The organism is Desulfomicrobium norvegicum, assembly GCF_900114595.1.
Lineage (GTDB): Bacteria > Desulfobacterota > Desulfovibrionia > Desulfovibrionales > Desulfomicrobiaceae > Desulfomicrobium > Desulfomicrobium macestii.
On the sequence record NZ_FOTO01000004.1, the window covers coordinates 79,532 to 106,087 of the forward strand.

Here is a 26,556-nt window from a genome sequence, read left to right on the forward strand (position 1 = left end):
TTTGAGAGGAAATGCTCTTGTCACAGAATCGGCTTTTGCGGTCGGTCATGAATGTATGATCGGCGCAGGGCGGAGAGCCAAAAAAAAGCCGGTTACCCGGCTTTCAGGAGCACTTCAGTGCTCTTTTCTGGTGCGAAAATGTGGTCAGCAGTTGTTTGTGGCTGCAGGATCGCTTTCTTTTTCCTTGACCAGATATATGGCAGGCAGGGACACGAGGGTGGTGGCGAATTTGATCAGGGTGTTGCTGAAGAATATGGACCAGACCACGGCCCCCTCGAACAGGCCGCCAAAAGCGATCCAGCAGAAGATGAGGCTGTCCAGCGGGATGCTGACCGCGTTGCTGACCAGGACCCTGGACCATTGATGCCGGGCCGTGACCTTTTCCTTCCACAGGCTGTAGATTTCCGTGTCGGTCAGTTCGGAAATGACTTCGGCGATGATGGACGCGAAAACAAGCCGCCACAGGGGGGCCAGCACCTGTCCGAACTCCGCCTGCGAGCCCACGCCCATGTCCGGCGGCAAAATGGAGACCATCCAGAAATAGGCGGCCATGAGCAGATTGAAGCCGGCGGCGGTGATGATCATGAGCCGCGCGCCCTGCTTGCCCATGGTCTTGTGGACCATGTCGCGCAGGGTGAATGTCAGGGGATAGATGAAGGTGCCGGCGTCGATGGACATGCCGCCGAGCATGACGATGCGCAGGGAACCGACATCGGAAAATATCTGCAGGGCGATATAGGACGCCACGAGAATGACGATTGCGTTCATGGGATGCTCCGGAAGATGAATTCGGGCCTTTCCCTAGACTGAAGCGGCTGGGCTGTAAATGCCGGATTTGGGCATGCGCACGATCAGAAAAAGGGGTCCGACAGGTTTTCCGGTCAGGCCTGTTCGGATTCCTGCGCCAGTCGTTCGCGTTTGCGTTCTTCCAGACGCAATTCGCGGCGCATCATGGCTTCGCGGTTGCGGCGCTGGTGAGTCGGAGTCTCAAGGATGAGGTCCGGCACGGGCGCGGGCTTCTTGTCCGGGCCCATGGCCACGAAGGTCAGGTAGGCCGAGGCCGCGTGACGCTGCTCTCCGGTCATGAGATTTTCCACCACCACGCGAACCCCGATCTCCATGGACTGTTTCCCGACCCTGTTCACGCTGGCGTGCAGCAGCATGAGTTCTCCCACCTTGACGGCGGCCTTGAACTCCATGCGGTCGATGGAGGCCGTGACCACGCTCATGCGCGCGTGGCGCATGGCGCAGACTGCCCCGGCCAGGTCGAGGTGCTTCAATATCACCCCGCCGTGCACGTTCCCAGCCGGGTTGGCGTCTTCCGGCAGGGCGCGGTGGGTCATCAGGGTCTCGCTTTCGCTGACCTTGCGGGCGATAGAGCTCACGAGAGCCGTCCTTCTTCCAGTGCGTGGCAGGCGGCCTGACTGCCGCCCGGCTGGGGCAGCAGAGGCGGAATCTCACGGCGGCAGCGTTCGTCGACGAACGGGCAGCGGGTGTGAAAGACGCAGCCCGTGGGCAGCAGGATGGGAGTGGGCACCTCGCCCTTGAGGCGGATGTGCGAAAATCCCTTGCCGCCGAGCTTGGGGATGGCCGAGAGCAGCGCGCGGGAATAGGGGTGGCGCGGATCGCCGTAGAGGTTTTCCTTGCTGGCCAGTTCACAGAGCGTGCCCAGATACATGACGGCCACGCGGGTGCTGATGTGCTCGACCACCGAAAGATCGTGGGTGATGAACATGTAGGTCAGGCCGAAGCGTTCCTGACAGTCCATGATCAGATTCAGGATCTGCGCCTGGATGGATACGTCCAGGGCGGAGATGGGCTCGTCGGCCACGATGAACTCCGGGTCGACCATCAGCGCGCGGGCGATGCTGATGCGCTGGCGCTGGCCGCCGGAAAATTCGTGAGGAAAGCGTCCGGCCCAGGCCGGGTCGACTCCCACCTGACGCATGACCTCGGCCACCTTGTCCCGGACCTGCGAATTCGAAAGGTCGGGGAAGTGGAAATGGGTCGGTTCCTCGAGAATCTGGCGCACGGTCATGCGCGGGTTCAGCGATGCATAGGGGTCCTGAAAGACCATCTGCATCTTGCGGCGGTAGGGGAGCATCTCCTTGGGCGAGAGATTGTCGATGCGCTGCCCGCGAAAGGCGATTTCGCCGCTGGTGGGCGGGTAAAGGCCCAGCACCGTGCGCCCGAGGGTGGACTTGCCGCAGCCGGATTCGCCGACCACGGAGAGAATCTCGCCCTGCACGATGTCGAGGGAGACGTCGTTCAGGGCCTTGACCGTGGTCGTGGTCAGGGTCGGCATCGCGCCGGAAAAGCTGATCCGGTCCAGAAAGCCGCCGGAGATGTCGAAGTGCTTCACCACATTGGTGATCCGCACGAGGGAGTTGTTTTGTGCTGTCATGATCTACCTGGTTTGCGCGTAAAGATGACAGGCCACCAGGCCCGAGTTGTCCGAATTGCCGAAGAGTCCGGGCGTCTCGCGCCGGCAGATGTCCATGGCGTGTTCACAGCGCGGATGAAAGGCGCAGCCCGGGGGGATGCTGGTCAGGTTGGGCATCATGCCCGGAATCTGGTGCAGCCTGCCGCGCCCGCTCCCGCCCTGGGGCAGTGCCTGGATCAGGCCCTTGGTGTAGGGGTGCCGGGGACTTCCGACGATGCTTGTGGTCGAACCCTGCTCCACGATGCGCCCGGCGTACATGACCGCGATCTTCTCCGTGACCTGCGAGACCACGCCAAGGTCGTGAGTGATGAGGATGAGCCCCATGTTCTCGTGTTTGCACAGTTCAAGGAGCAGGGCCATGACCTCGGCCTGGATGGTCACATCAAGGGCCGTGGTGGGCTCGTCGGCGATGATCAGGCTCGGGTTGGTCAGGAGCGATATGGCGATGACCACGCGCTGGCGCATGCCGCCGGAGAGTTCATGAGGATACTGGCCGAGGCGTTTGCCGGGCGAGGAAATGTAGACCTTCTGGAGCTTTTCGAGCGCGATCTCGCGGGCATGGGCGGTGCTGACCTGATTGTGGGCCTGGATGGTCTCGACCATCTGGGTGCCGATGGTCAGCACGGGGTTCAGGGTCATCATCGGGTCCTGGAAGATCATGCTGATGCGGTTGCCCCGAATGTCGCGCATCTGCTCCAGCGGATAGGAGCTGATCTCCTCGCCTTCGAAGAGGACGCGGCCGGAGGCGATGAATCCGGGCTTGCTTATGAGGTTGATGATGGAGAACCCGGCCACGGACTTGCCCGCGCCCGATTCGCCCACCAGTCCCATGCGTTCGCCGGGATTGAGCGTGAAATTGATGCCGTTCAAGGCCGTGAGGTCTCCGGAACGCAGGCCGAATTTGACCACCAGATCCTGCACTTCAAGAAGATGGGTCATTGGTCATCCTTTGTACAGTTTGGGGTTGAGAACGTCCTGCACCCAGTCGCCGAGCAGGTTGATGACCAGAATCAGCAGCACGAGCAGAAATCCGGGAAACATGGTGATCCACCACGAACCGCTGAAGATATAGTCGAAGCCCGAGTTGATGAGCGATCCCAGGGACGGCTTGGTGATGGGCATGCCCAGCCCCAGAAAGGACAGGGCGGCCTCGCTCATGATGGCGTGGGCCACCTGTACGGTGGACAGAACCAGGATGGGCGACATGGTGTTCGGGAGGATGTGCCGCCACATGATGCGGCCCGCGGGCAGGCCCATGACCCGCGCCGCCTCCACGTACTCCTTCTTTTTCTCGGCCAGGACCGAGGCGCGCACGGTGCGCGCGTACTGCGGCCACTCGGCGATGCCGATGACCAGCACCAGAAATGGCACCGCCATGCGCTCGAAAGAGGCCACGCCGAAGACGGCCTGGAAGATGGCCGAGAGGAAGATGGCCACCATGAGGGTCGAGAAGCTGAGCTGCACGTCGGCCATGCGCATCAGGAAATTGTCGATCTTCCCTCCCTTGTATCCGGCCAGAAGGCCGAGCACGATGCCGATGACTGCCTGCATGAACACGGCGCCGACGCCGATGATCAGCGAGATGCGCATGCCGTAGAGCATGGTGCTGAGCATGTCCCGGCCCTGGGCGTCGGTGCCCAGGGTGAAGCTCTTGTCGCCTCCGTCCATCCACACGGGCGGGAGTTCCGAGTCCATGATGTTGATGGTGGTGGTGTCATAGGGGTCGTGGGGAGCGATGACCGGCGCGCCGAAGGCGGACAGGGTCAGCACGGTCAGCACGACGAAGCTGCTCATGGCCACGGGGTCATGCAGAAAACTGTACAAAAAGTACGAGCCGCGGAATTGCTTCCAAAGTCTCATTATTTCCTTCCTGTGATGCGGACCATGGGATTGACCAGGCCATAGATGATGTCAACGGCGGTGTTCACCACGACAAAGATGATGCCGACAAAAATCAGATAGGCCACCAGAAGCGAGGTGTCGGCACGCTCGACGGCTTCCAGGAAAAGAAAGCCGAGTCCGCCCCACTGGAAAACCGTCTCGGTCAGAATGGTGAAGGCGATCATGGTGCCGATCTGAACGCCGCCCACGGTGATGACCGGCAGGAGCGTGTTCTTGAAGGCGTGCACGAACCAGATGCGCATGCGCGGCAGGCCCTTGGCCCAGGCGAACTTGACGTATTCGGTCTCTAGCACCTCCATCATCTCCGAGCGGATGAGGCGCACGAAGAGCGGCAGCATCAGCGCGGTCAGGGCCGTGGTCGGCAGGATGAGATGCCGCAGGCCGTCGAGGGTCAACAGCCCGGATTCCCAGCCCCAGACGTTCACGGTTTCCCCGCGCCCGTAGGACGGCAACCAGTTCAGTTCGATGGCGAAGACGTAGATGAGCAGAATGGCGATGAGAAAAATTGGTACGGACACGCCGATGGTGCTCAAGCCCATGATCAGCCTTGAAAGCAGCCTTTTGGGATAGATGGCGCTGTAGATGCCCATGGGTATGGACAGGACGACAATGAGGAAAGTGCAGCACATGACCAGCTCGATGGTGGCCGGAGCCTTGTTCAGGATGACTTCCATGGCCGGCTTCTTGTAGAAGAAGGACTGGCCGATGTTGCCCTGCATGGCGCCTTTCAAAAAGCGTCCGTACTGGATGAGAAACGGGTCGTTGAGCCCCAGCTTCTCGCGGATGGCGTCGCGCTCGGCGGCTGAAACCGAAATGCCGGTCAGTTCCCGCACCGGGTCGCCCACGCTCTGCTTGAGGGCGAAGCCGATGAAGCTGATGATGAGCATGACGATGATGGCTTGAATAATACGGCGGACAGTGAATGCAAACATGTGTGAATCCGTTGCCGTCCTGACGGTCAGGAGCGCCTGCGGCCGCGCGGACGGGGGGTGTTTGTTCGAAAAAGGGCAGGCCTCGTGAAAAGCCTGCCCCGCGTACACAGTCTTGGCGAATGGATCAAGTCTTCAAACGGGACTATTCCACGACCAGGTCGCCAAGGTAGGGGAAGTCCATGATGTTGACGACGGGCTCGATGTCCACGCCCTTCTTGGCTGCCCAGGACAGATTCTGCCAGTGCAGGGGCACGTAGGCGGCATCTTCGTAGGCGATCTTCTCGACTTCCTGCAGCAGCGCTCTGCGCTTGACGCGGTCGTTCTCGACGTTGGCCTGGTTGACCAGTTCGTCAAGCTTGGCGTTGCAGTAGTTGCCGCTGTTGTACTGGCCCTTGCCAGTGTCCTTGTTGGGGCACATGAGCAGGTACTCGGAGTAGTTGGCGGAGTCCTCGGTGTCGGAATGCCAGCCGATCATCTGGATGTCGGCCACCTGGGCGTCGAACTCATCCCAGTACTGGGCCTTGGGCATGGTTTTGAGGCTGACCTTGATGCCGATCTTGGAGAGCATGGAAACCACGGCCTCGGCGATCTTTTCGTCGTTCACGTAACGGTTGTTGGGGGCGATCATGGTCGCCTCGAAGCCCTTCTCGAATCCGGCTTCCTTCATGAGCTGCTTGGCCTTGGCCAGATCGAAGCGGGGAGTCAGACCTTCCACATAGCCGTCGAAGCCTTCGGGACCCTGCTGCTGCGCGGCGGTGGCGGTGCCCTTCATGAGCTTGGCCACGATGCCGGCGTTGTCGATGGCCGCGATGATGGCCTGGCGAACCTTCAGGTTGGCGAATTCGGGCTTTCTCTTCTGGTTGAGCTGGAAGGTGATGATGCGGCTGCCGGCCATGCTGACCAGATTGATGTCCTTGTTGGTGCTCAGGCGATCGAAATCCTGGGGAGGAACAGGGGCGATGAAGTCAACGCCGCCGGACAGAAGAGCCGCCGTACGGGTCGCGTTTTCCTTGATGGGGGTGAGGATGATCTCGCTCACGTTGCCCTTGCTGTCCTTGTCCCAGTAGTCGGCGAAGCGCTTGTAGACCATCTTCACGCCCTGCTCGCGGGATTCCACGTAGAAGGGACCGGTGCCGGACTGGTTCTGGTTGGCAAACGAGTACTCGGTCTTGACGATGGCGTCCTTGGGCAGGCCTTTCTCGTCGGTGCCGGTGTAGAATTTGGAATCAAGGGGGAAAATGTAGGTGGCCATGTTTTCCACCAGCGGATAGGGCTCGGTGGTGATGATGTCGATGGTGTAGTCATCGATGATCTTCGGCTCGGCGAAGGACGTGAACAGACCCTTGAAGTCCTCGCTCTTCTTCAGGCGGTCCATGGTCCAGGCCACGTCGGCCGCAGTGAAGGTGTTGCCGGAGTGAAACTTGACGCCTTCGCGCAGATAAAAACGCACGGTCAAATCATCGATGCGCTCCCACTTGGTGGCCAGGCGCGGTTCGAACTTCATGTCCTTGGTCCAGCGGATCAGCGGATCAAAGCACAGATGGGTGTACTGCAGCATGCCGCCGGAGAGCTGGACATGCGGGTCCATGGATTCCGGGTCGGCGTCGAGGGCCATTTTCAGCGTCTTGCCCTGGGCGGACGTAGCAAGAAAAATGAATGCCAGTGCGAAAAAGAGCAGTTTTTTCACAAACAACCTCCTTGAATGATGAATCGGTATGACGTCCTGCCGGGAACATCCCGGCGGGGTTTTCACATGAGCTTGGGCTGGTTGATAAGTATTTGGCAAAACAATCTGATTCGTGCCTGGCCGTAGATGACAAGGCGGCAATACGCATAGCTGATTATGGAAAATAACTGAAGCGAAAAATTTCCCCGGACTATATATAATCGGTTCTGGTCGATGACCAGGGCCCCGCCGCCGAATTCCGCCTGTGGGCTGGATTTCCGTAAGCATCGCGGCTAACGTGCCGCACTTTCACTGCATCAGCGCTTGAACTTGTCCGTGGAGACTTCGCATGCGATCGATATTTTTCTGGATGATTTTTTTGCTGCTTCCGTGCCCGCTCCAGGCCCGGACCATCGTTTTCGCCCCTCTGCCCATGGAAAGCCGGGAGACGGTGCTCAAGCAGTTCATGCCCCTGGCGTTCTACCTGAAGCAGACCCTGGGGCATGAAATCGAATTCGATTACTCTGACAATTACGCTCAGATTCTGGAAAAATTCAGGCAGGGCAAGGTCGATCTGGCCTACCTGGGGCCGCTGCCCTACGTGTCGCTTCGCAGCATCGACGAGCACGCCGTGCCGCTGGTTCATTTCAACGAAGCTTCGGGAAGGCCTCTTTACACATGCTCCATTGTCGCCCTCGCCGACGCGAATTTCACCCTGGCCAACATGGAGAAGCGCAAGGTCGCCTTGACCCAGCCTTTGTCCACCTGCGGCTTTCTGTCCACCAACGGCTTGCTGCGCAAGCAGGGCTCCAGTCTGGCCGGAAATTTGTACCGTTACGTGAGCAAGCACGACGAGGTGGCCATGGCCGTGGTGCGCGGCGAGTTCGATATCGGCGGGCTCAAGACCGCCATCGCCGAGAAATATGGACACCTCGGGCTGGTCGTGCTGGCCCGCACGTCCCCGCTTCCTGCCTTCGCCCTCATCGGCAACGGCGCGACCTTGAGCGCCGCGGAGCGAGAAGCCATCCGCGATGCCCTGACCCGCCTTGATCCGGCCGGAAGGGACAAGGCGCTGCTCGAAACCTGGGGCGCGAACATCCGCCATGGGGCGGTGCCTGCCCGGGACGGCGATTATGCTCCGGTGCGCGAGCTGCTTGGAGACACCCTCATTCCGGAAACCGGAAACTTCTAGATGGCTTCCATCCGCGAATCCATCCGTGAGTCCATCAACGAGCGCCACTTATTGGTGGTGCTCACCCTTGTCATCGGCCTTGGCGCCTGTTTTTTTCTGTACACGCACTTCGCCCAGAAGGAGCGGGCTCATTTCTCCGAGAAGAAGAGCGTCCTTGAGACGGCTTTCAAGGCCAGCGTGCAGATGTACCGACTGGCCATGGAGGGATTTTACGACACGTCCCTGAATACCGGGGAAGTGCTCGAACTCATGCGCGAAGCTTCCGGGGCGCAGGAGAACGAAAAGGCGCTGGCGCGCGGGCGTCTCTACAGAAAGCTGTTTCCGCTTTTCGAGGCCATGCAGCGTCAAAACCTGCGCCAGCTGCATTTTCATCTGGCCGACGGCACGAGTTTCCTGCGCTTCAACATGTCCGAGCATTACGGAGACCGGCTTTTCGAAACCCGCCCGCTGGTGAAGTACGCAAGCGAATTCAAAAAGCCCGCGCAGGGCTTTGAAATCGGTCATACGGCCACGGGATTCCGCTACATATTTCCCCTGGGCGAGGGGGACAGGCATCTGGGTAGCGTGGAGACGCTCATCACCACCAAGGCACTGCGCGACGCGCTGGCGGGCATCGACCCCGGCCGCGAAAGTTCGTTCATCCTATCCGGCGAATTGAACGACGCGCTGCTTTTTCCCGAACAAAAATGGCTCTACAGCGCATCGACCCTGAATCCCGATTTTCTGGTGGAGGACGCCAACGCCTTTCTGCCGACCAGCCCTCCGCCCCTGTCGCCGCAGGCTCTGAGCATCAACAAGGCCCTCGCCGGTGATCCGGACCTGGATGCCGCCATGGAGCAGGGCCTGTCTTTCGCCACCAGCGTCAATGTCGATGGCGCCGATTTCGATGTGATCCTGTTGCCTCTGAAGGATATCCTGGAGCGCACCACGGGCTATCTGGTCAGCTACTCGCGTGATCGGGCCGTGGCCTCATACCGGCGGGAGTTTCATACCTCCATGTTTCTTGCGGCCGGGGTTCTGGCCCTGCTTTTCGTGCTGATTTCCAGGCTGCGTGAGCGAAGTCTGGCCCTTGATGCAGAGCGCGGCAATCTGCGCGCAATGAACGACGCACTGGCCGAAGGCGTGTACGTCACCAATCCCGAGGGCGTCATAACCCGGATCAATCCGGCCGGGTGCCAGATTCTCGGATACTCCGAAGAGGAACTTCTGGGGCGGATCGGTCACGATATCTTTCATTGCCACAAAGGGAACACGTACCTGTCGAAGGTCGACTGCCCGTTTCTGAAGGCGCTCAGCCGTGGTGAGCCGTACGACGCGCAGGAGTGCTTTCTGGGCAAGGACGGAAAACTCCTGCAGGTGGAAGTGGCCAGCCGTCCAATTTTCAGCAAGGGGCTTTTCGTCAGCACGGTGACGGCCTTTCACGACATCACCGAGCGCAAGCACACGGAAATGGCACTGCAGGAGAGCGAATTTCTGCAGCGCAGCCTGATGGAGCATCTCCCGGTGGGGCTGATCATCATCGATGCGAAGACCAGAATCATCGAGAAGGTCAACCCGGCCGCGGCCCTGCTTTTTGGCGCGCCCGAAGCGGAGATCGTCGGGAAGCGCTGTCACCGCTTCCTGTGTCCGGCCAGCGAGAGCCGTTGCCCCATAGTGGATCTGGGCCGCAACATGGACAATTCCGACCGGATGATGATCCGTTCGGACGGAACAGGCATTCCGGTGCTCAAGACCGTGACCAGGATCAGTGTCGGCGGAACGGACAAGCTGCTTGAGTGTCTGGTGGACATCCGGGACAGGAAGGAGGCCGAGGAGTCCATGCGGATGCTCAACCGGCAGCTCGAAAAAACCATCGCCCGCGCCGAGAAGCTGGCCAGCGAGGCGGAAGTCGCCAACCAGGCCAAAAGCAGTTTTCTGGCCATCATGAGCCATGAAATCCGCACGCCCATGAACGCCATTCTCGGCATGGTCCACCTGGCCCTCGGCACCGACCTCTCCATCCGCCAGCGCGATTATCTGACCAAGGTCGAGCGCTCGGCCAAGGCGTTGCTTGGCATCCTGAACGACATCCTTGATTTTTCCAGGGTCGAGGCGGGCAAGATCGCCCTGGAGAATGTCGAGTTCGACCTGACCGAGGTTCTGGATAATCTGGCTGCGGTCGTGGGCGTGCGCGTCCAGGAGGGGCCGGAGTTTGTGATCATGGTCGGCGGCGATGTGCCGCGTGTGCTTATCGGAGATCCCTTGCGCCTGGGCCAGATCCTGATCAACCTGGCGGGCAACGCCGCCAAATTCACGCACGAGGGAGAGATTCGGGTCAGCGTTTCCCTTGAGGACATTACTGCGGGCCAGTCCGCGCGGCTTGGCTTCGAAGTGATGGACACCGGCATCGGCATGACTTCGGAACAGATCAAAACCCTCTTCAGCCCGTTTTCCCAGGGAGACGCCTCGACCACAAGACGCTACGGGGGCAGCGGGTTGGGGCTGTCCATCTGCAAGCACCTCGTGGAACTCATGGGCGGGGAATTGAGCGTGAGCAGCCAACCTGCAAAGGGAAGCACGTTCGCTTTCAAGGCTGACTTTCTCCTCTCATCCACGGCTCCGTCCGCCGGCGATTTTTCCGGAATTCTGGAAGAGGCCCGTCAGTGGCGCATGCTGGTCATCGACGACCTGGATTCATCCCGCCAAGTCATTCTGGATGCTCTGCACGGCATGGGTCTGGATGCCGTGGGGGTGGCTTCGGCGGCTCTGGGGCTCGACGTGCTCGAAAACAACCGAGACGGCGCGCCCTGGCTCGCGCTTGTGGACTGGAAGTTGCCGGATATGAGCGGCTTTGATCTCTTCGAGCGCATGGCCCGTCTTCCCGGCCCTGATCCTGCTCACCGGGCGATCCTGCTGTGCCCCTTCGGCCAGGGTACGTTGATCAAGAGCGCCCCCGAACATGGGTTCGCGGCCGTGGTGACCAAGCCCGTGAGCCGCACATCCCTGGCCAACGGGGTGTCCGAGGCCCTGGGCGTTGATTTGCAGCTCGGCCAGTATTGTCCCGTCAATCTCGCCGGTGAGAGCCGGTCCCTGTATGATGGCGGACGCATCCTGCTGGCCGAGGACAACGAACTCAATCAGCAGGTGGCCAAGGGCATTCTGGAGCAGGCAGGCCTGACCGTGGTCCTGGCGTCGAACGGCCGGGAGGCCCTGAAAATGGCCGAGGAGGGCGAGTTCGACCTGATCTTCATGGATATCCAGATGCCCCTCATGGATGGTTTCGAGGCCGCGCGGCGGATAAAGTCCATCGCGCGCCTGGTCGGCCTGCCCATCGTGGCCATGACGGCTCATGTCCTCCCCGAGGAGCAACAGCGGATCAGGGAAGGAGGCATGGACGATCATGTCTTCAAACCCATCGATCCGGACGAGGTGTATCGCGTGCTGAACCGTTGGCTGCAACCCAAGGCCTGCCGCGTGGCCCTGCCTGTCCAGATGCCGGAAAGTCAGGACGTTCCTGTCTTGCGGGACATCGACACGTGCGGAGGAGTGAGGCGTTTTCTGGGCGACAAGGATGCGTATTTCAAGACTCTTTTGCAGGTGCGCCGGGAGTATTCACAGGCCATGTCCGTGCTGCGCGCCCAGCTTGAGGGCGGAGCGTTCAAGGAAGCCAGAATGTATGTGCACACTTTGCTCGGGATGTGCGGCAATCTTGGCGCTAACAGGGTCGTGACGGCGGCCGCTGATCTTGAACGCGCTCTGGATGCTGAAAACCTGCACGAGGTTGACGCCCTGTACGTTCAAATGCGCATCAGCTTTGATGCCATGCTCAGCGAAATAGGCAGAATTGGGGATTTCACGGCCAAGGACCGTCGGCTTCCCGCTCTGGATGACCGGGATCTGGCTCTGTTGCTGGAGGAACTTTTGCCCGGATTGCGCTCACGCACGCCCATGAACTGTCAGGCCGTGGCGGACAAGCTCTGCAACGCGATTCCTTCAAGGAATTACCAGGGAGATGTGGCCCGGGTTTGCGCTCTCATGGATCAGTACAACTACGCGCCGGCGTTGGCGCTTGTGGAAAACATGCTGGAAAGGATGCACAGGGGACGATGATGGAGCTTTCGCATTGCAGGGTGCTGGCGGTCGACGACACCAAGCTGAATCTGGACATACTGGTCAACTCTCTTGGGGCCGACTATGAGCTCGCCGTGGCGCTTGACGGGGTCACGGCCCTGAAGATGGTGCAGGCCTCACCCCCTGATCTGATTCTGCTCGACATCATGATGCCGGGCATGAACGGCTATGAGGTCCTGGCCAAGCTCAAGAGCCGCCCCGAGACCAGCGCGGTGCCGGTCATCATGATTTCGGCGCTCTCGGACCTGCACACCAAGTCCAGGGGTTTCCAGCTCGGAGCCGTGGACTATGTCAGCAAGCCTTTTGAAGTCGAGGAACTCAGGGCCAGGGTGCGGACGCATCTGTCGCTTGCGCAGGCTCACAAGGATCTGCGGCGGCACAACGAAATTCTGGAGGAAAAGGTCAGGGAGCGAACGCGGGAGCTCATCCTGACCCAGCAGGCCACCATCGAGAGCATGGCCGCACTGGCCGAGTATCGCGATCCCGAAACCGGACTGCACATTCATCGCGTGAAGGGCTACGTGACCTTGCTGGCCGAGGAATTGCGAAGTCTGCCCAACTACGCCGGATTGCTGAGCCGTGACTACATCGAAATCCTTGCCCTCTCTTCGCCCCTGCACGACATCGGCAAGGTGGGAGTGCCGGATCAGATTCTTCTGAAGCCCGGTCCGCTGAACGCCGATGAATTCCGGGAAATGCAGCGCCACACCGATTATGGCCGCAACGCCATCCTCTCCGTGCAGAAGAAGCTCGGCTCGATGCCTTTTTTGAAGATTGCCGAGGACATCGTGTACACCCACCACGAAAAATGGGACGGCACCGGGTATCCCAGAGGACTTGCCGGGACCGACATTCCTCTTTCGGGCAGGATCATGGCCCTGGCCGATGTGTACGATGCGCTCATCAGCCGCAGGGTCTACAAGGCGCCCTTTACCCATACCCGTGCGATGGAGATAATCATCGACGGTGCGGGGACGCATTTTGATCCCGATTTGGTGAGTGTCTTCGGCGAGTTCGCTCCGGGCTTCAGGCAGGTGGCGCTGTTCAATTCCGAGTCCGACGAACAGCGCGAAGCCCTTATGTGCTGAAAATGCCCCGTCGTCGCGGTGTCAATTGCCTTTCCCGCCCGAGCTGTCCGGGAACGGCTTGCCCCGGCGCTGGTACTTGATGACCGCATTGGTGTGCTCACGCAGGGACCGGCTGAAGTGGTGGGAACCGTCCTGTCTGGCCACGAAGTAGAACAGGTCGTGTTTTTCCGGGTTGGAAGCGGCTTGCAGTGCCGCCGCGCCGGGGGAGCAGATGGGGCCGGGGGGGAGCCCCGGGTGGACATAGGTGTTGTAGGGATTCTTGGGGTCCTGAAGATGGGAGCGGCGCAGATTGCCGTCGAAATCTTCACCCAGGCCGTAGATGATGGTCGGGTCGCATTGCAGGAGCATGCCGACACGCAGGCGGTTGGCATAGACTCCGGCCACGGTGCCACGCTCGGAGGGCACGGCCGTCTCCTTCTCCACCAGCGAGGCCAGGATGACCATGCGGTGCAGTTCTTCGGGGTCCCGCGCCTGCGGCAGATCCGCGACGGTGTCCTTGAAGTGGCCCAGCAGGGCTTTCAGGATGGGGTAGGGATTCTTGTCCGGGATGCGCGGGAAAAAATAGGTTTCGGGGAAGAGATAGCCTTCGGCGTCTGTGGCGTTTATTCCCTGTGAAACAAGAAAGTCCCGGTCGCGGCAGGCCGCGAGGAACTTTTCGGTCGTGGTCAGCCCGGTCGCATTCACGGCCAGTGCCACTTCGCGCATGGTCAGCCCCTCGGGGAAGTGCAGACGGTAGAGGATGGGTTTGCCGGAGGCCAGGACTTCAAGGATCTGCCGTGGCGACATGCTCGCGGAGAGCTCGAATTCTCCGGCCTGCAAGGTGGCCTTGCGCAAACGTCCGTAGGTCCGGAAAGCCTCGCCCCAGCGTACAAGTCCTTCCCGTTCCAGTCGCGCGGAGACCGTGAACAGGTTTTCCCCCGGTTCCACATTGAAGATCACCGTGGCGTTCGCGGCCATGTCGAGCGGAGTCTCGATGAACTGCCGGGCCGCGAAGAGCGTGGCCCCGGCTGCGAGCAGCATGAGCGCGATTCCTGCCAGAAAGAGCTTCAGCCAAAGTTTCATGAATTCCCCAGATACGTTTCAAGAATACAGACCGCGGCCATCTGATCGAGCATTTCCTTGTGCCTTCGTTCCGGCACGCCGGCTTCTCTGAGGCGCTGTCGGGCGTTAAAGGAGGTCAGGGCCTCGTTGACCAGATGGATGGGAATCTCGGTTCGCCTGGCCAGGCTGTCGCGAAAGTTCAGGACCTGGCGGGTGGTGAGGGTCTCGGCTCCGTTCATGTCAAGGGGCAGGCCCAGCACGATGGCCTCCACGCCTTCACTCTCGATGATGCCCATGAGGTCGGCAAAGAGCTTGTCGCGGGTGCTTTTTTCCACGGTTTTGAACGGAAAGGCCATGCCGTGCCGGGCCATGGCCAGTCCGATTCTCTTTTGGCCGTAATCGATGCCGAGTATCTTCATGGAATCCGCGTCAGCGTCTGCACGTCGTTCTGCGCTGAAGACTTGGCCAACAGCTTGTGGAAGTCCTTGCGCCAGGTGTCGCCGTGCCTGAGCCGGGCCAGGAATTCGAGCGTGTGCACGACATCGCGTTTCACGCCCATCTCAAGCAGGGTGCGGCTGATGCCGATCTTGCAGGACGGGCAGCCGACGACCACGGGGCTTTCGGCGGAGTAGCCCGTGAGGTCGGTGGCGAGCTGCTCCTTCTTGCGTAAGCGCAGACGGTTGTAGATCTTGGGCGAAGTTAGCGCGCCCAGGCCCGATTCGCCGCAGCAGTGGGGCGAAATGGCAACCTTGGAGCCGACCATCTTGCCCAGTTCCGACGCGTAGATTTCCCCGGCCTTGAGGGGAGAAACTCCCGTCCATTCGTGATGGCAGGCCGCATGGTAGAGAAGCTGCTCCGGTCCCTGCCCGAATTTGCCCTTGCCCTGCTGGATGATGAACTGGACCACGTCCTGAAATTCCACCTGCCTCGTTTCCAGGGATTTGAGCCGATAGTTGCGGATGCCTTCACGGCAGGTGCCGCACGAGGTCAGCACCGCCTTGATGACGAATCCAGCCGCCTCGGCCTGGCGGATCAGCCCTTCCATGACCTTTTGATTTTCCATGCCGATGCGTTCGAATTGATCCTTGCAGCCCGACGCCAGGAGCGGATACCCGCAGCACAGGTGGTCCGGCGGCAGGATCACGCTCACGCCCGCGTCAAGCAGCAGGCGCACCGCGGCCATGCCGATGGAGCGGTAGAAGAGCCCCGCGCCGCAGCCCGGAAAATAGATCACCGCGCGCTTGCTGCCGAGGTTCTCGGCGGTGATGATGTTGCCCCTAGCCAGGCCGAGACCTTCCTTGAGATTCCGGAACTGGGTGCTTGGGCCCTTGCCGCGCAGCAGCGGGCTGTCCAGGCGCTCCCGCCATTTGGCGGGCAACAGTCCGACGGCACGGTTGCCCATCTCCTGGCCTATGCCCGCGATCTTGGCCATCTTGGGCAGGGTGGTCTGCGGGTCCTGGCTCAAAAGGTTCAGGACCCGGTTTTTGAACGGGTGTCCGCCCGCGCCTTTTTCCTCAAGGTAGGCGCGCATCTGCAGGGTCACGTCCTGGGTGCGGATCTTGACCGGGCAGATGGCGTAGCATTTGCCGCAGGCCGTGCAATGTTCCAGGATCTTGCGCAGTTCGCCCAGGAGGCGCGTTTCGGGTTCGCCGTTCTGCAACTGCGAGTAGTAGATGGCCTCCACCAGCGCGCCGAGAGTGATGTTCTTGTTGCGCGGATGAAAGAGCAGCCCCTTCTGGGGCAGGTACATGGGGCAGACCTGCTTGCACTTGCCGCAGCGGGTGCAGGTCTGGACGTTCAGGAGCAGGTTGATCAGGCTTTCCTTGCCCGGCAGCGCGGTCTTGTTGATGTCCTTTATCAGCCGGTTGAAGGAGAAGGTGTAGGGCACGACCACCAGGTCGCGCTGGGTCAGCTTGCCGGGGTTGAAGATGTTGTTGGGATCGACCTTTTTCTTGTAGGTCCGCAGCGCCGCGATCTTTTCCTCGGCCAGAAAGCCGATCTTGGTGATGCCGATGCCATGTTCTCCCGAGACCTGTCCCTTGAATTCGAGCACCTTGTGGAAAATCTTTTCCACCGCCTCTTCGGCCAGCCCGAGCATGCGCGGATCGTTGGAGTTGACCGGCAGGTTGACGTGGCAGTTGCCGTCGCCCGCGTGCATGTGATTGGCGATGACCACGCGGGTGGCCAGCATGTTGTCGAAGATCTTGGTCAGCTCTTCGTGCACCTTGGGGTACTTGGATTTCAAATGCTGGAAGAAGAAGGAGGTCTGAAGCTCCAGCTCCTGCTCGGGCAGACTCTCCTTGGTGGTTTTGCCCTTGATGATGGACGAGGCCACGTCCATCTCCATGCGGATGAACTCGTCGTCGACCTCGATGCCGGGCAGGAGCTGAACCTGTTGCAGGGCTTCGCGGTAGGCGATGGCCAGGTAATGGAGGTTCTGCTCCTCCAGGAAGTCCGCGAAATCCGGGATGACCTCAAGGGGGATGACGATATCCTCGTTGAGCTTGAATCCGCTGGTGCGTTTGGAGATGGCCGAAAGCTGATGACGGTCGTGCCAGAACACCTCCGCTTCATGGGCGTCGGCCGCGATGAAGCTGTCGACGTTGTCGTAGCGTTCGCAGATCTCGGTGATGCGGTGCACCGCATCGAGGACGGCCTCTTCATCCATGGAATCGAGCTGCACGATGAGGACCGAAATGGGGATACCGTCGAATTGCTGCGATTTTTTCGAATATTCGATGGCCTGGACGTACTTGATTCCAAACTCCTCCAGGGCCGAGAGCTTGACCAGGTCGCCCTGGGTGCGGATCTCGTCGCGCAGGGCCACGATGTCTTTGATGACGTACATGGCGTTGCGCATGGAATTTCCGTAGAATTCCAGGCACATGACTCGCGAGTGGGGCAGGATGGGGTACAGGGTGAAGGTGGCCTCGGTGATGATGCCGTCCACGCCTTCCTTCTGCACTCCGGGCAGGCCGCCCAGGAATTTGTTGGTCACGTCCTTGCCCAGCGCCGTGCCCCGGATCTCGTCGCCCTGCAGGGTGATGGTCTCGCGGCTGTTGCCGAATTCGTCCGTGATCTCGAACACTGCCGTGTCTTCCGGCATGATCTTGTGCCGGGGATGGTCCTTGCGGGTGATCTGGATCACGTCACCCGTGGGCAGGACCATCTTGTACGACAGCAGGTTATCGAGGGTGGTGCCGTATTCGAAGGCGAAGGGACCGCCGGCGTTCTCCGAGACGTTGCCGCCGATGGACGAGGCCGCCTTGGAGGCCGGGTCCACGGTCAGGAGCAGGCCCTTGGCGGCCGCCGCCTGGATGGCGGTCAGGGTGATGACTCCGGACTGCACGGTGATGGTCCGGGCCTGCACGTCGATGTCGAGGATGTCCTTGAAGCGGCTCAGGCTTAAAATCACGCTGCGCGGCTTGGCTGGCACGGCTCCGCCGGTCAGGCCGGACCCTCCGCCACGGGGCACGATGGGAAAGCCCATCTCGTTGGCGAGACGGATGATGCCCTGAATCTGGGTGGTGTTTTCCGGAAAGACGACCAGGGCGGGCAATTCCATGCGCAGGTCGGTGGCGTCGGTGGAGCACTCGATCAGGTTGTTCGAGGTCGAGACGATCTGCTCCTTGTTCATGATCGAGGACAGGCGCGAGATCAGCGTGGCCTTGAATTTCTGGTCGGCTTCGTAGCTCTGCCAGAAACGCTCCAGACAACCGGACAGCTCGCGGTAGTACTCCGGGGACAGGGCCGCGCGTTCGGCCTGCAACCGGGCGTTTACGCTCTGGCGAACATCCTTGGCCGGGATGAAGGGGTTGTAGCGGATGATGAAAAGTTCTTCGGCCAGATCCAGCGCCAGCTGCTGCAGGTATTCGGGCCAGGTCTGGAATTCTTCGAGCGGGAGGCCCAGAACGCGTTTGACCAAGCGTTCGGGAGCAAGGGAAATATGTGGTCCTTTTTGAGGCATGTCGGTTCCATATATAAGGCCGGCAGGCGGCCGCTGCGGTTTTTGGACGGGACGCGATAAGCGGGTTCGCGGTTAGGCAAACCCGTATTTTTAAACACAAGGCGAGGGGTTGGCAAGGCGCAAAAAGAGAGGGGCCGCCCGGCGACCGGCGCCGGGCGGGGAATTGGCTCAGAAGAGAGAGCCCTCGCACTCCATGCTGCGTGCATAGATGTGGTTCGGATCGGCGAAGCTTTCCAGAACCCGGGCCTGGGTCTCGACCATGTTCAGCAGTCTGGACACGGCTGGGGACTGTTGCGTGAAAAGGGCCTGGGCCGTCGAGAAAAAGGCCTGCAGGATCTTTTCGTGGGGAGAGGGCTCCCGGCGCAGTTCCTTGCTGTTGACCACGGTCAGTCCGGCCAGGCTGGCGGCGGTCTTCAGGGCGTCGTCCAGATCGCCGAGCTGATCGACCAGCCTGCGGTCATGGGCTTCGCGGCCCAGGAAGACCCGTCCCTGGGCCGAATTCTCGACTTCGGCCGCGGGCAGTCTGCGGCCGCTGGCCACGCGGTTTATGAAGAGGTCGTAGCCGAAACGCAGCAGTTGCCCGATGGCCCTCTCACTTTGGGCGGACAGGGGCCGCAGGGGATTGCCCAGATCGGCAAGCGCGGTGGTTCCGATGCCGTCGGTGGTGATGCCAAGGTTCATGGCCGTGTCTTCGAAAGTGGGGAAGGCCGCGAAAATGCCTATGGAGCCGGTCAGGGTGGTCGGAGCGGCCACGATGCGGTTGGCGCCGGATGCGATCCAGTACGCTCCCGAGGCGGCCACGCTGCCCATGGATACCACGACGGGCTTGCCGGCCTCCTGGGTGCGGGCGATCTCGTGGTGGATTTCCTCGGAGGCGGCGGCGCTCCCGCCGGGGCTGTCCAGACGCAGGACCACGGCCAGAATGGCGGGATCCTGTCGCGCCTTCTGGAAAAGTTCGGCGATGGATTCGCTGCCGGTCATGTTTTCCGGCTGCTTGCCGGGCAGGATGGCTCCCCGGGCCCTGATGATGCCGATGACTTCCTTGCCCGAGGGCTCGGAGGAGGGCGACATGGCAAGGTAGTCCTGAAAGCCGACCCGGTGCAGGTCTTGGATTCTCTTTCCGGTCTTGCCGGCCAGCAACTGGTCGAACTGGGTGGAGGTCTTGATTTCGTCGACCAGTTGCGCATTCACTGCCAGGCGCGCGGCATCGCCGCCCGTCGCGGCAAGTCTGGTGTCGATGTTCTCCACGTAGGAGACGATGTCGGAAGGGGAGACGCCACGGTTCCTGGACGCCTCGTCAAGATAGGCCTGCCAGAGACCGTTCAGCCATTCCCGCCCGGACTCCCGGGCTTCTTCGGACATGGATTCGCGTACGAAGGGTTCCACGGCGGTCTTGTAGTCGCCCACGCGGAAAACGTGAAAATTGATGCGGGTCTTGTCCAGGAGGCCCTTGAAATAGGTCTGGTACATGCCGAATCCGGTGATCAGCACTCCGCCCAGCGGATTGACGGAGATCGTGTCGGCATAGGACGACAGCAGGTACTGGCCCTGGGTGTAGACCATGGAGTGCGCGAGCACGGGTTTGCCCGTCTCCTTGAAATCGAGGATGGCCTTGCCGATGTCGAGGATTTTGGTCGTGTCGCAGCCCTGAAGGTCCCGGGGGTCGATGACCAGGGCCAGAATTTTGGGATCCGTGGCGGCCTTGCGGATGGCGTCGATGACGTCCTGGGTTTTGGTCTCGTCTGCCTTGGCCGTCTCCCGGCCCATTTTCTTGAGTAGGGCCTCGGCCGCTTCCGGCGCGCTGCGCTGTTCGACCAGGGTTCCGGCCGGGTTGACCAGAAGGACCGAGTTCTGGCGCAACGCATCTTCCGTATCGGTAAAAAATACCCCGAGGAGGATGAAGACCACCACCAGAAAGAAAATGTTGGCGACGACGACTCTTGTGGTGCTCAGGACCTTCCACAGTATGCTCAGTATTGTTTTCATGCGGGCGAGTATTTCCACGGGATGCACTCCTGTTAGGGTTGCAGGACCAGTTGTCCGTAGGCTGCCTGGCCAAGTGAGATGCAGGCATCGTTGGGCGGCAGTTCGCGGTGGGTCAGGACGGTTGCCCCCTGCGCGGCCAGGGCCCTGGGAAGCTCGGTGGCCAGGGTCAGATTCTGCATGACCCCGCCGCTCAGGGCCACGGTGGTGCAGGAGCACCTCTCGGCCAGATGGAGGCAAAGCCTGCACAGTCCGTCAATGAGACCAAGATGAAAGCGCCTGCTTATTGTTGCCGGGCGTTCACCGTCGCGCCACTCGGCATGAACCTGCGCAAAAAGTTCAAGGGTATCAAGTTCCACGATCCCGTCATATTCGATTACGGGACACGAATAAACACCTTTTTCCTCTTTGTCCTGTATCGCTTCGAGCCTGATTGCCGCCTGCCCCTCGTAGGAGATACGTTCGCAAAGGCCGAGCATGGCCGACACTGCATCGAAAAGTCTTCCGCAGCTGGAGGAGAGCGGCGAATTGATGCGGCGCCCCAGCACCTGGGCGACGACCTTGTCGGCGGCGGCGTATTTCTGCAGCCAGGGCCAGGGCTTTTCGCCCGGAGCCTGGATGCCAAGGGCATGCAGGTGGGCCCGCGCCAGCCGCCAGGGTTCGCGCGTGGCCACATCCCCGCCGGGCAGCATGACCTGGGAAAAGCGCGCCAGACGCCTGTGTTCGAGTTTCGCCGTATCGACCAGCAGGGCCTCGCCGCCCCACATGGTGCCGTCGTCGCCAAGCCCGACTCCGTCCAGGGCCAGTCCGATGGCCGTCCCGATGTGCCGGTTTTCGGCCAGGACCGCGTGGATGTGCGCAAAATGATGCTGCAGGGGCAGGCAGGGCAGTCCGGACTCACGGGCGAAGCCGGTGCTTAGAAAATCCGGGTGCAGGTCGTGGACCACGGCCTGCGGTTCGACTTGCAGGATGTCCTGCAGGTGGGCGCGGATTTCCCGGAAGAAGCCGTAGGCTTCGAGGTGGTCCAGATCGCCGATGTGCTGGGAAACAAAAGCCTGCCGACCCTTGGTCAGGCACAGGGTGTTCTTGAGCAGGGGGCCGACGCCAAGCACCGTCGGGCCGTCCTTGGCCAGATCGATGGGTGCCGGGGTGTAGCCGCGCGCCCTGCGGATGAATTGGGGCTTTTCGTCCACCACCCGCAGCACCGAGTCGTCGCAGCGGATCAGGATGTCGCGGTCGTGCAGCAGGAAATTGTCGGCGATGCTCCCCAGACGGCGCAAGGCCTCGCGATTGCCGAGGCAGATGGGGTCGGAGCTCAGGTTGCCGGAGGTCATGACCAGGGCCGCCGGGAGAATCCCTGAGCGTTTGAGTTCATCGAAGAGCACATGGTGCAGGGGCGTGTAGGGCAGCATGACGCCCAGAAAGGCGGTGTCCGGGGACAGTCCGGGCGCGAGCCCCGAGTCCTTGCGGGCCCGGGCCAGGACGATGGGCCGCTGCCTGCCGGTCAGCAGTTCCCGTTCAGCCTCGGACAAAACGCAGAAGGACAGGGCCGCATCGAGGTCCGCGACCATGATCGCCAGGGGTTTGTCCTTGCGGTTCTTGCGGGTTCTGAGTTCCTGCACGGCCTCCTGGTCGCGGGCGTCGCAGACGAGATGGAAACCGCCCAGGCCCTTCATGGCCAACAGTCTGCCCTCGAGCAGCAGGGCGGCGGTGCGGCGCACGGCTTCGTCGTTTTCGCACAGGGTCCGGCCCGTCCTGTCCGTCAGCCACAGTTTCGGGCCGCATTCGGGGCAGGCGTTGGGCTGGGCGTGGAAGCGCCGGTCCAGCGGGTTCTCGTATTCCTCCTGGCAGTCCGCACAGAGCGGGAAGCAGCTCATGGAGGTGCAGGCGCGATCGTAGGGGATGGAGCGGGTGATGGTGTAGCGCGGCCCGCAGTTGGTGCAGTTGGTGAACGCGTAGCGGTATCTGCGGTTGCCCGGGTCGCGCATGTCCGCGATGCAGTCGTCGCAGGTGGCCACGTCGGGGCTGATGAGGACCTGATGCCCGTGCCCGCCCGTACTTTTGAGGATTTGGAAGGCGTCCTCCCCGGGCAGCGGCGAGGTCACTTCCCGGTCCCAGGTCACGATGCGGGCCAGGGGGGGGATGGTGGCGGAGAAGGTGTCTTCGAAGGCCTCAAGCCGGTCCGGCGTGCCCTGAACCTCGATGAGCACTCCTTCGGGCGTGTTCAGGACCTGCCCCGTGACCTTGGCGTGCAGTGCCGCCTTGTAGACGAAGGGCCGAAAGCCCACACCCTGCACCCCTCCGGTGATGATCCATTTCCAGCGTTGCATGAGCATTTGAGATATCCGGTGTTGTGTCCTTTATTGAGATAAATCGTATCGGTTTGGTCAGCTTTTGCATCGAGCCAGCCACGCGCGCTTGACCAGGCTGCGAAAGAGGATGTCCGGCCGAAACGACTCCGGCTTGAGCGACGCCGGGAGGATGAAGTCCGCGGCGTCGAAATCCTCGGGTTTGTCCCCGGGAAAGTCCAGGGCCGCCGTGTCCGCGCCGGGCAGCCTTTCGCGCAGGCAATGGGCCCAGATGGGAAAAAATTCCGGCTGCGCGCCAAGGACCATGCCCGCCGCCGCATCCATGGCCACGGGACTGGCGCTCGCTCCGAGGAAGCCGAGCGGATAGGCCTCGCCTGAGATGGGCCCGGTGCGATGCATGGCCTGCACTCCGTCCATGAGGCTGACCGTGGGCGGCAGGACTTGCATGAGTCCGCAGATCATGGCCACGAAGCGGTCCTTTTTGTCGCCGTGCAGGGCGTGCAGCCAGGCCTTGCGCACCCCGGTCACGCATCCGAACAGGTTTTTGACCGCGCCGCTGAACCGCATCTGTGAATGGGCCTTGAATTTGGGGAGATTCAGGATCAGGTCGGCGTTTAGCGCCACGGACGAGACCTGGACCCGCACGGGTCCGCTCTTGACGCAAACGCCGCTGTTCAGGGTGACGACCTCAAGGCCAAGGGGGCGCAGCAGTTCGGTCAGCCCGATGCCATGGGCGATGGCCTGGGCGGTTCCGAATGCGGGTGAATCCCCGATGGTGACGTGCGCCCCGCGTTCAATGCAGTGCCTTGCGACGGCGGCGATGACCACGGGATGGGTGCAGCACGGGTGCGCCCCGCGCAGCGCCACGAAGTTGGGTTTGATGAGCAGCCGGGATCCGGCGATGTCCGGGAGCACGTTGTCGAGCAGTTCCGGGATCATGCCTGCGGCATGGGCGTAGTCCGGCGTCTGCCTCAGGAAGACTTCAATCACCAAAGAACCGGTCCAGAGCCTTGGTGACGACGCGGACGTGGGCTTTTTCCTGCTCGGCGAGCATGAGGTAGGTCCGGACCGCTTCGCTGTCGCGGTCACGTTTGGCCAGACCCCGGTAGAGATCGTAGGCGTAGTACTCGATTTCGCAGGCCAGTTCCAGAAGTCGCAGCATTCGGTCTTCGGGATCCGTGCCCAGACGGGCCATCCAGGCCGAAATGGGCTTGCCGCCCTCCATGATCCGGCCGTCCAGGCGCTCGAACGTTTCCTCGAAGCCGTCGGTGATGGGTGTGGGGCTGTTTTTCTTCCAGTAGGTGAAGACGGCGCGGGCGTGGACCTCTTCCATGCCGCCAAGATCCTTGATCATGTCGCCGAGTTCCTTCCCCTTGTATTCCTGGGCGAGCTCGTTGTAGAAAAGCCAGGCTCCCTTTTCCATGTTCATGGCCCGGTAGAGGGTCTGGCTCAAGGCCATGTCCCGGGGGAAGAGCTCCAGATGCGGGATGTCTTTCAGGGCCTTGCCCTCCCAGCCGGCGATTCCGCCGACCAGATTGTAGAGCGCGCCCTGCCTTGGTCCGGCGTCCTTGATCAGGGCGGCGGCCACGGAGGATCTGCCGCCGGTGCGGCAGTAGAGGATCAGGTTTTTTTCCCCGGCCAGCTCCGTCATGCGGTTTTCGATCTCCGGCAGCGGGATGAGCTGGGCGCCTGGAATGTGGCTCTGGGCGAATTCTCCAGGCTGTCGGACATCGATCAGCAGATAGTCGCGCTCCCTGGTCTTGTTCTTGAGTTCTTCGAGTTCATCTGGAAAAATATCAATAACTTGTCTGCTCATCACCCTGCCTCTTTGTGTGCCTCGGTTGGCGTTAACCCTTCCTGTACGGCAAAGACATTCATAAATCCAGACCCCCTGGCCGGGCATGACCGGCAAGGGTCCGGCGACGGTCGCACACCCCGTTCCGCATGGCAAGGGGCGCTGAAATTGCCATTTGATTTTGTCATCATCCAAGGTACATAAGCCGAGTTTTGGCGCGCATGCCCTCATTTCTTTTTTTTGGAGCAGAACATGATCATTCCAGTCATTCTTGCCGGCGGCTCCGGCACCAGGCTTTGGCCCCTATCGCGAAAACTGTACCCCAAGCAGCTGCTGCCGCTCATCGACGACCGGACCCTGGTCCAGAACACGCTGCTGCGCTTGCAGGGACTGGACGAGGTCGCACGGCCCATTATCATCTGCAACGAAGAACACCGCTTCATCATCGCCGAGCAGATGCGGGCCCTTGGCGTGTCGCCGGCGGCGATCATCCTTGAGCCCGTCGGCAGGAACACCGCCCCGGCCGTGGCCATCGCGGCCATGAAGGCCCTGGAGACCGACCCTGAGGCCGTGCTCCTCGTGCTTCCGGCGGATCACCTCATCGGAGAACCGGAGCGGTTTCACGAGGCCGTGCGCCAAGCCGCCGTGCATGCCGAAGCGGACCATCTGGTCACCTTCGGCATCGTCCCTTCGGCCCCGGAGACAGGGTATGGCTACATCCTCCAGGGACCGGCGCTTCCGGACTCCTCGGCCCGCGCCATCGAGCGTTTCGTGGAAAAGCCCGACCTGCCTACGGCGGAGAGCTATGTCGCCTCTGGGCAATATTTCTGGAATTCCGGCATGTTCGTGTTCCGCGCAAAGGCCGTGCTGTCCGAACTGGACCGCTTCGCACCGGCCATCGTGGAGTCCTGCCGCAAGTCTCTTGAGCTTGCCGGACAGGACCTGGACTTTCTGCGGCTGGACCGGGACGCCTTTGCCGCCTGTCCCGAGGATTCCGTGGATTACGCGGTCATGGAGCAGACGGACCGGGGGGTAATGGTCCCCCTGTCCTGCGGCTGGAACGATCTGGGTTCCTGGGACGCGCTGTGGCAGGCCGGGAGCAAGGACGAGAGCGGCAACGTGAGCAAGGGGGACGTGGTTCTCTGCGACGTCCATGACTCCTATCTGCACGCCGAGACGCGCCTTCTGGCCGCAGTGGGCCTTGAGAACCACATCGTGGTCGAGACCTCCGACGCGGTCCTCATTTCGCCGCGCGACCGGGTGCAGGAAGTCAAGAAGATCGTGGACAAGCTCAAGGCCGAGAATCGCATCGAGGCCGTCTCCCACAAGAAGGTCTTCAGGCCCTGGGGGCATTACGAGTCCATCGGCGATGGCGTGCGCTACCAGGTCAAGCGCATCGTGGTCGCGCCGGGGCAGGTTTTGTCCCTGCAGAAGCATTTTCACCGCGCCGAGCACTGGGTGGTGGTCCAGGGCACGGCGCTGGTTACCCGGGACAGCGAGGAGATCCTGCTGCGCGAGAACGAGTCCGTATACCTGCCCCTGGGTGCGGTGCACCGCATGGCCAATCCCGGCAAGATTCCGCTTGAACTGATCGAGGTGCAGGTCGGGAGCTACCTTGGCGAGGACGATATCGTCCGCTTCGAGGACGTCTACGGCCGGTGAGGGGCGATAAAGGCCCGATTGCTGCGTCGCTGCGGGCAAAAGCTGAGCCTCATGTAGTCGGCTACACTTCGGCTCAGCTTTTACCCACGCTCCTTGCCCTCGAACCTTTCTCGCCCCTCACCGTGGCGTGCTGACGGTGTAAAAAAAAGTTTGGGATCGCCCCTCACCGTGGTGTGCTGACGGTGGAAAGAAAAAGTTTGGATCGCACTTTTCGCCGGGCAGGCGAGAAAGGCCCGATTGCTGCGTCGCTGCGGGCAAAAGCTATAGATTAATGTAGTAGGCGTTTCGAGGACGTCTACGGGCGCTAAAAGCGCCTTGAGGCTTTATTTCCGTAATTTTGCTTTCCCGTCTGTGCACGTGCCCAGGCGGGTTTTTTTTTGTGGCGCCGGGGTGCGAAGGTTGGGCAATTTTTTGCTTGACGTGATCAAAACCTTGTTTCAAACGCCGTTTGAAACAGGGGGTGCCC

Annotated in this window: 18 protein-coding genes; 4 read left to right on the forward strand and 14 right to left on the reverse strand. The window is 61.3% G+C overall.

All coding sequences use genetic code 11. The features are described 5' to 3' along the window. Positions 1-144 precede the first annotated feature (144 nt). The 7 genes from BMZ24_RS07935 to BMZ24_RS07965 all read right to left on the reverse strand — a co-directional run bounded on the left by BMZ24_RS07935 (position 145) and on the right by BMZ24_RS07965 (position 6,964). Positions 145-768 (reverse strand): queuosine precursor transporter, encoded by a 624-nt coding sequence (locus BMZ24_RS07935; protein WP_092191031.1) that lies wholly within the window; start codon positions 766-768, stop codon positions 145-147. Positions 769-881: 113 nt separating this feature from the next. Beyond that, on the reverse strand, positions 882-1,343 hold the full coding sequence (locus BMZ24_RS07940) for an acyl-CoA thioesterase (protein WP_092191435.1): 462 nt from the start codon (positions 1,341-1,343) through the stop codon (positions 882-884). Between the two features lie 38 nt (positions 1,344-1,381). Then, positions 1,382-2,404 carry an ABC transporter ATP-binding protein gene (locus tag BMZ24_RS07945; protein WP_092191033.1) on the reverse strand — a complete coding sequence of 341 codons (1,023 nt, stop codon included), beginning with the start codon at positions 2,402-2,404 and terminating at the stop codon, positions 1,382-1,384. A 3-nt stretch (positions 2,405-2,407) separates the two neighbouring features. Next, positions 2,408-3,382 carry an ABC transporter ATP-binding protein gene (locus BMZ24_RS07950; protein ID WP_092191035.1) on the reverse strand — a complete coding sequence of 325 codons (975 nt, stop codon included), beginning with the start codon at positions 3,380-3,382 and terminating at the stop codon, positions 2,408-2,410. Between the two features lie 3 nt (positions 3,383-3,385). Beyond that, positions 3,386-4,303, reverse strand: coding sequence for an ABC transporter permease (locus BMZ24_RS07955; protein WP_092191037.1), 918 nt, complete (start codon positions 4,301-4,303; stop codon positions 3,386-3,388). After that, on the reverse strand, positions 4,303-5,277 hold the full coding sequence (locus tag BMZ24_RS07960; protein ID WP_092191039.1) for an ABC transporter permease: 975 nt from the start codon (positions 5,275-5,277) through the stop codon (positions 4,303-4,305). Before BMZ24_RS07960 ends, BMZ24_RS07955 begins: the two co-directional genes overlap by 1 nt. A gap of 142 nt (positions 5,278-5,419) precedes the next feature. Next, positions 5,420-6,964: an ABC transporter substrate-binding protein gene (locus tag BMZ24_RS07965; RefSeq protein ID WP_092191041.1), complete on the reverse strand. Its 1,545-nt coding sequence runs from the start codon at positions 6,962-6,964 to the stop codon at positions 5,420-5,422. A 328-nt stretch (positions 6,965-7,292) separates the two neighbouring features. Between BMZ24_RS07965 and BMZ24_RS07970 the strand changes: the two genes are divergently transcribed. Genes BMZ24_RS07970 through BMZ24_RS07980 form a run of 3 tightly spaced genes read left to right on the forward strand, consistent with a single transcriptional unit; the run spans position 7,293 to position 13,333 of the window. Continuing rightward, positions 7,293-8,135 carry a PhnD/SsuA/transferrin family substrate-binding protein gene (locus tag BMZ24_RS07970; protein WP_208599816.1) on the forward strand — a complete coding sequence of 281 codons (843 nt, stop codon included), beginning with the start codon at positions 7,293-7,295 and terminating at the stop codon, positions 8,133-8,135. Further along, on the forward strand, positions 8,136-12,224 hold the full coding sequence (locus BMZ24_RS07975; RefSeq protein ID WP_092191043.1) for a hybrid sensor histidine kinase/response regulator: 4,089 nt from the start codon (positions 8,136-8,138) through the stop codon (positions 12,222-12,224). It abuts the gene before it with no gap. Beyond that, positions 12,224-13,333 carry an HD-GYP domain-containing protein gene (locus BMZ24_RS07980; RefSeq protein WP_244150306.1) on the forward strand — a complete coding sequence of 370 codons (1,110 nt, stop codon included), beginning with the start codon at positions 12,224-12,226 and terminating at the stop codon, positions 13,331-13,333. The genes BMZ24_RS07975 and BMZ24_RS07980 overlap by 1 nt, the downstream gene beginning before the upstream one ends. Before the next feature lie 21 nt (positions 13,334-13,354). Here BMZ24_RS07980 and mltG read toward each other — a convergent pair whose 3' ends face one another. The 7 genes from mltG to BMZ24_RS08015 form a co-directional block, all read right to left on the reverse strand. Beyond that, on the reverse strand, positions 13,355-14,395 hold the full coding sequence (mltG, locus tag BMZ24_RS07985; protein WP_092191047.1) for an endolytic transglycosylase MltG: 1,041 nt from the start codon (positions 14,393-14,395) through the stop codon (positions 13,355-13,357). Beyond that, entirely contained in the window at positions 14,392-14,793 is a 402-nt protein-coding gene (gene ruvX, locus BMZ24_RS07990) for a Holliday junction resolvase RuvX (protein ID WP_092191049.1), read from the reverse strand. Before ruvX ends, mltG begins: the two co-directional genes overlap by 4 nt. Further along, positions 14,790-18,341, reverse strand: coding sequence for an FAD-binding and (Fe-S)-binding domain-containing protein (locus BMZ24_RS07995; RefSeq protein ID WP_092191051.1), 3,552 nt, complete (start codon positions 18,339-18,341; stop codon positions 14,790-14,792). Before BMZ24_RS07995 ends, ruvX begins: the two co-directional genes overlap by 4 nt. A 168-nt stretch (positions 18,342-18,509) precedes the next feature. Then, positions 18,510-20,345 (reverse strand): signal peptide peptidase SppA, encoded by a 1,836-nt coding sequence (gene sppA / locus BMZ24_RS08000; protein ID WP_092191053.1) that lies wholly within the window; start codon positions 20,343-20,345, stop codon positions 18,510-18,512. A 14-nt stretch (positions 20,346-20,359) separates the two neighbouring features. After that, complete coding sequence (gene hypF / locus BMZ24_RS08005) at positions 20,360-22,660, reverse strand: carbamoyltransferase HypF (RefSeq protein WP_092191055.1); 2,301 nt, start codon at positions 22,658-22,660, stop codon at positions 20,360-20,362. Positions 22,661-22,711: 51 nt separating this feature from the next. Then, a complete protein-coding gene (locus BMZ24_RS08010) occupies positions 22,712-23,623 on the reverse strand; it encodes a DUF362 domain-containing protein (RefSeq protein WP_143077854.1) in 912 nt (303 codons plus the stop codon). Then, positions 23,616-24,449: a rhodanese-like domain-containing protein gene (locus BMZ24_RS08015; RefSeq protein ID WP_161949085.1), complete on the reverse strand. Its 834-nt coding sequence runs from the start codon at positions 24,447-24,449 to the stop codon at positions 23,616-23,618. The genes BMZ24_RS08010 and BMZ24_RS08015 overlap by 8 nt, the downstream gene beginning before the upstream one ends. Before the next feature lie 231 nt (positions 24,450-24,680). On the opposite strand from BMZ24_RS08015, the gene BMZ24_RS08020 reads away from it, so the two are divergent. Continuing rightward, a complete protein-coding gene (locus BMZ24_RS08020; RefSeq protein WP_092191061.1) occupies positions 24,681-26,090 on the forward strand; it encodes a mannose-1-phosphate guanylyltransferase/mannose-6-phosphate isomerase in 1,410 nt (469 codons plus the stop codon). Positions 26,091-26,556: the final 466 nt, after the last annotated feature.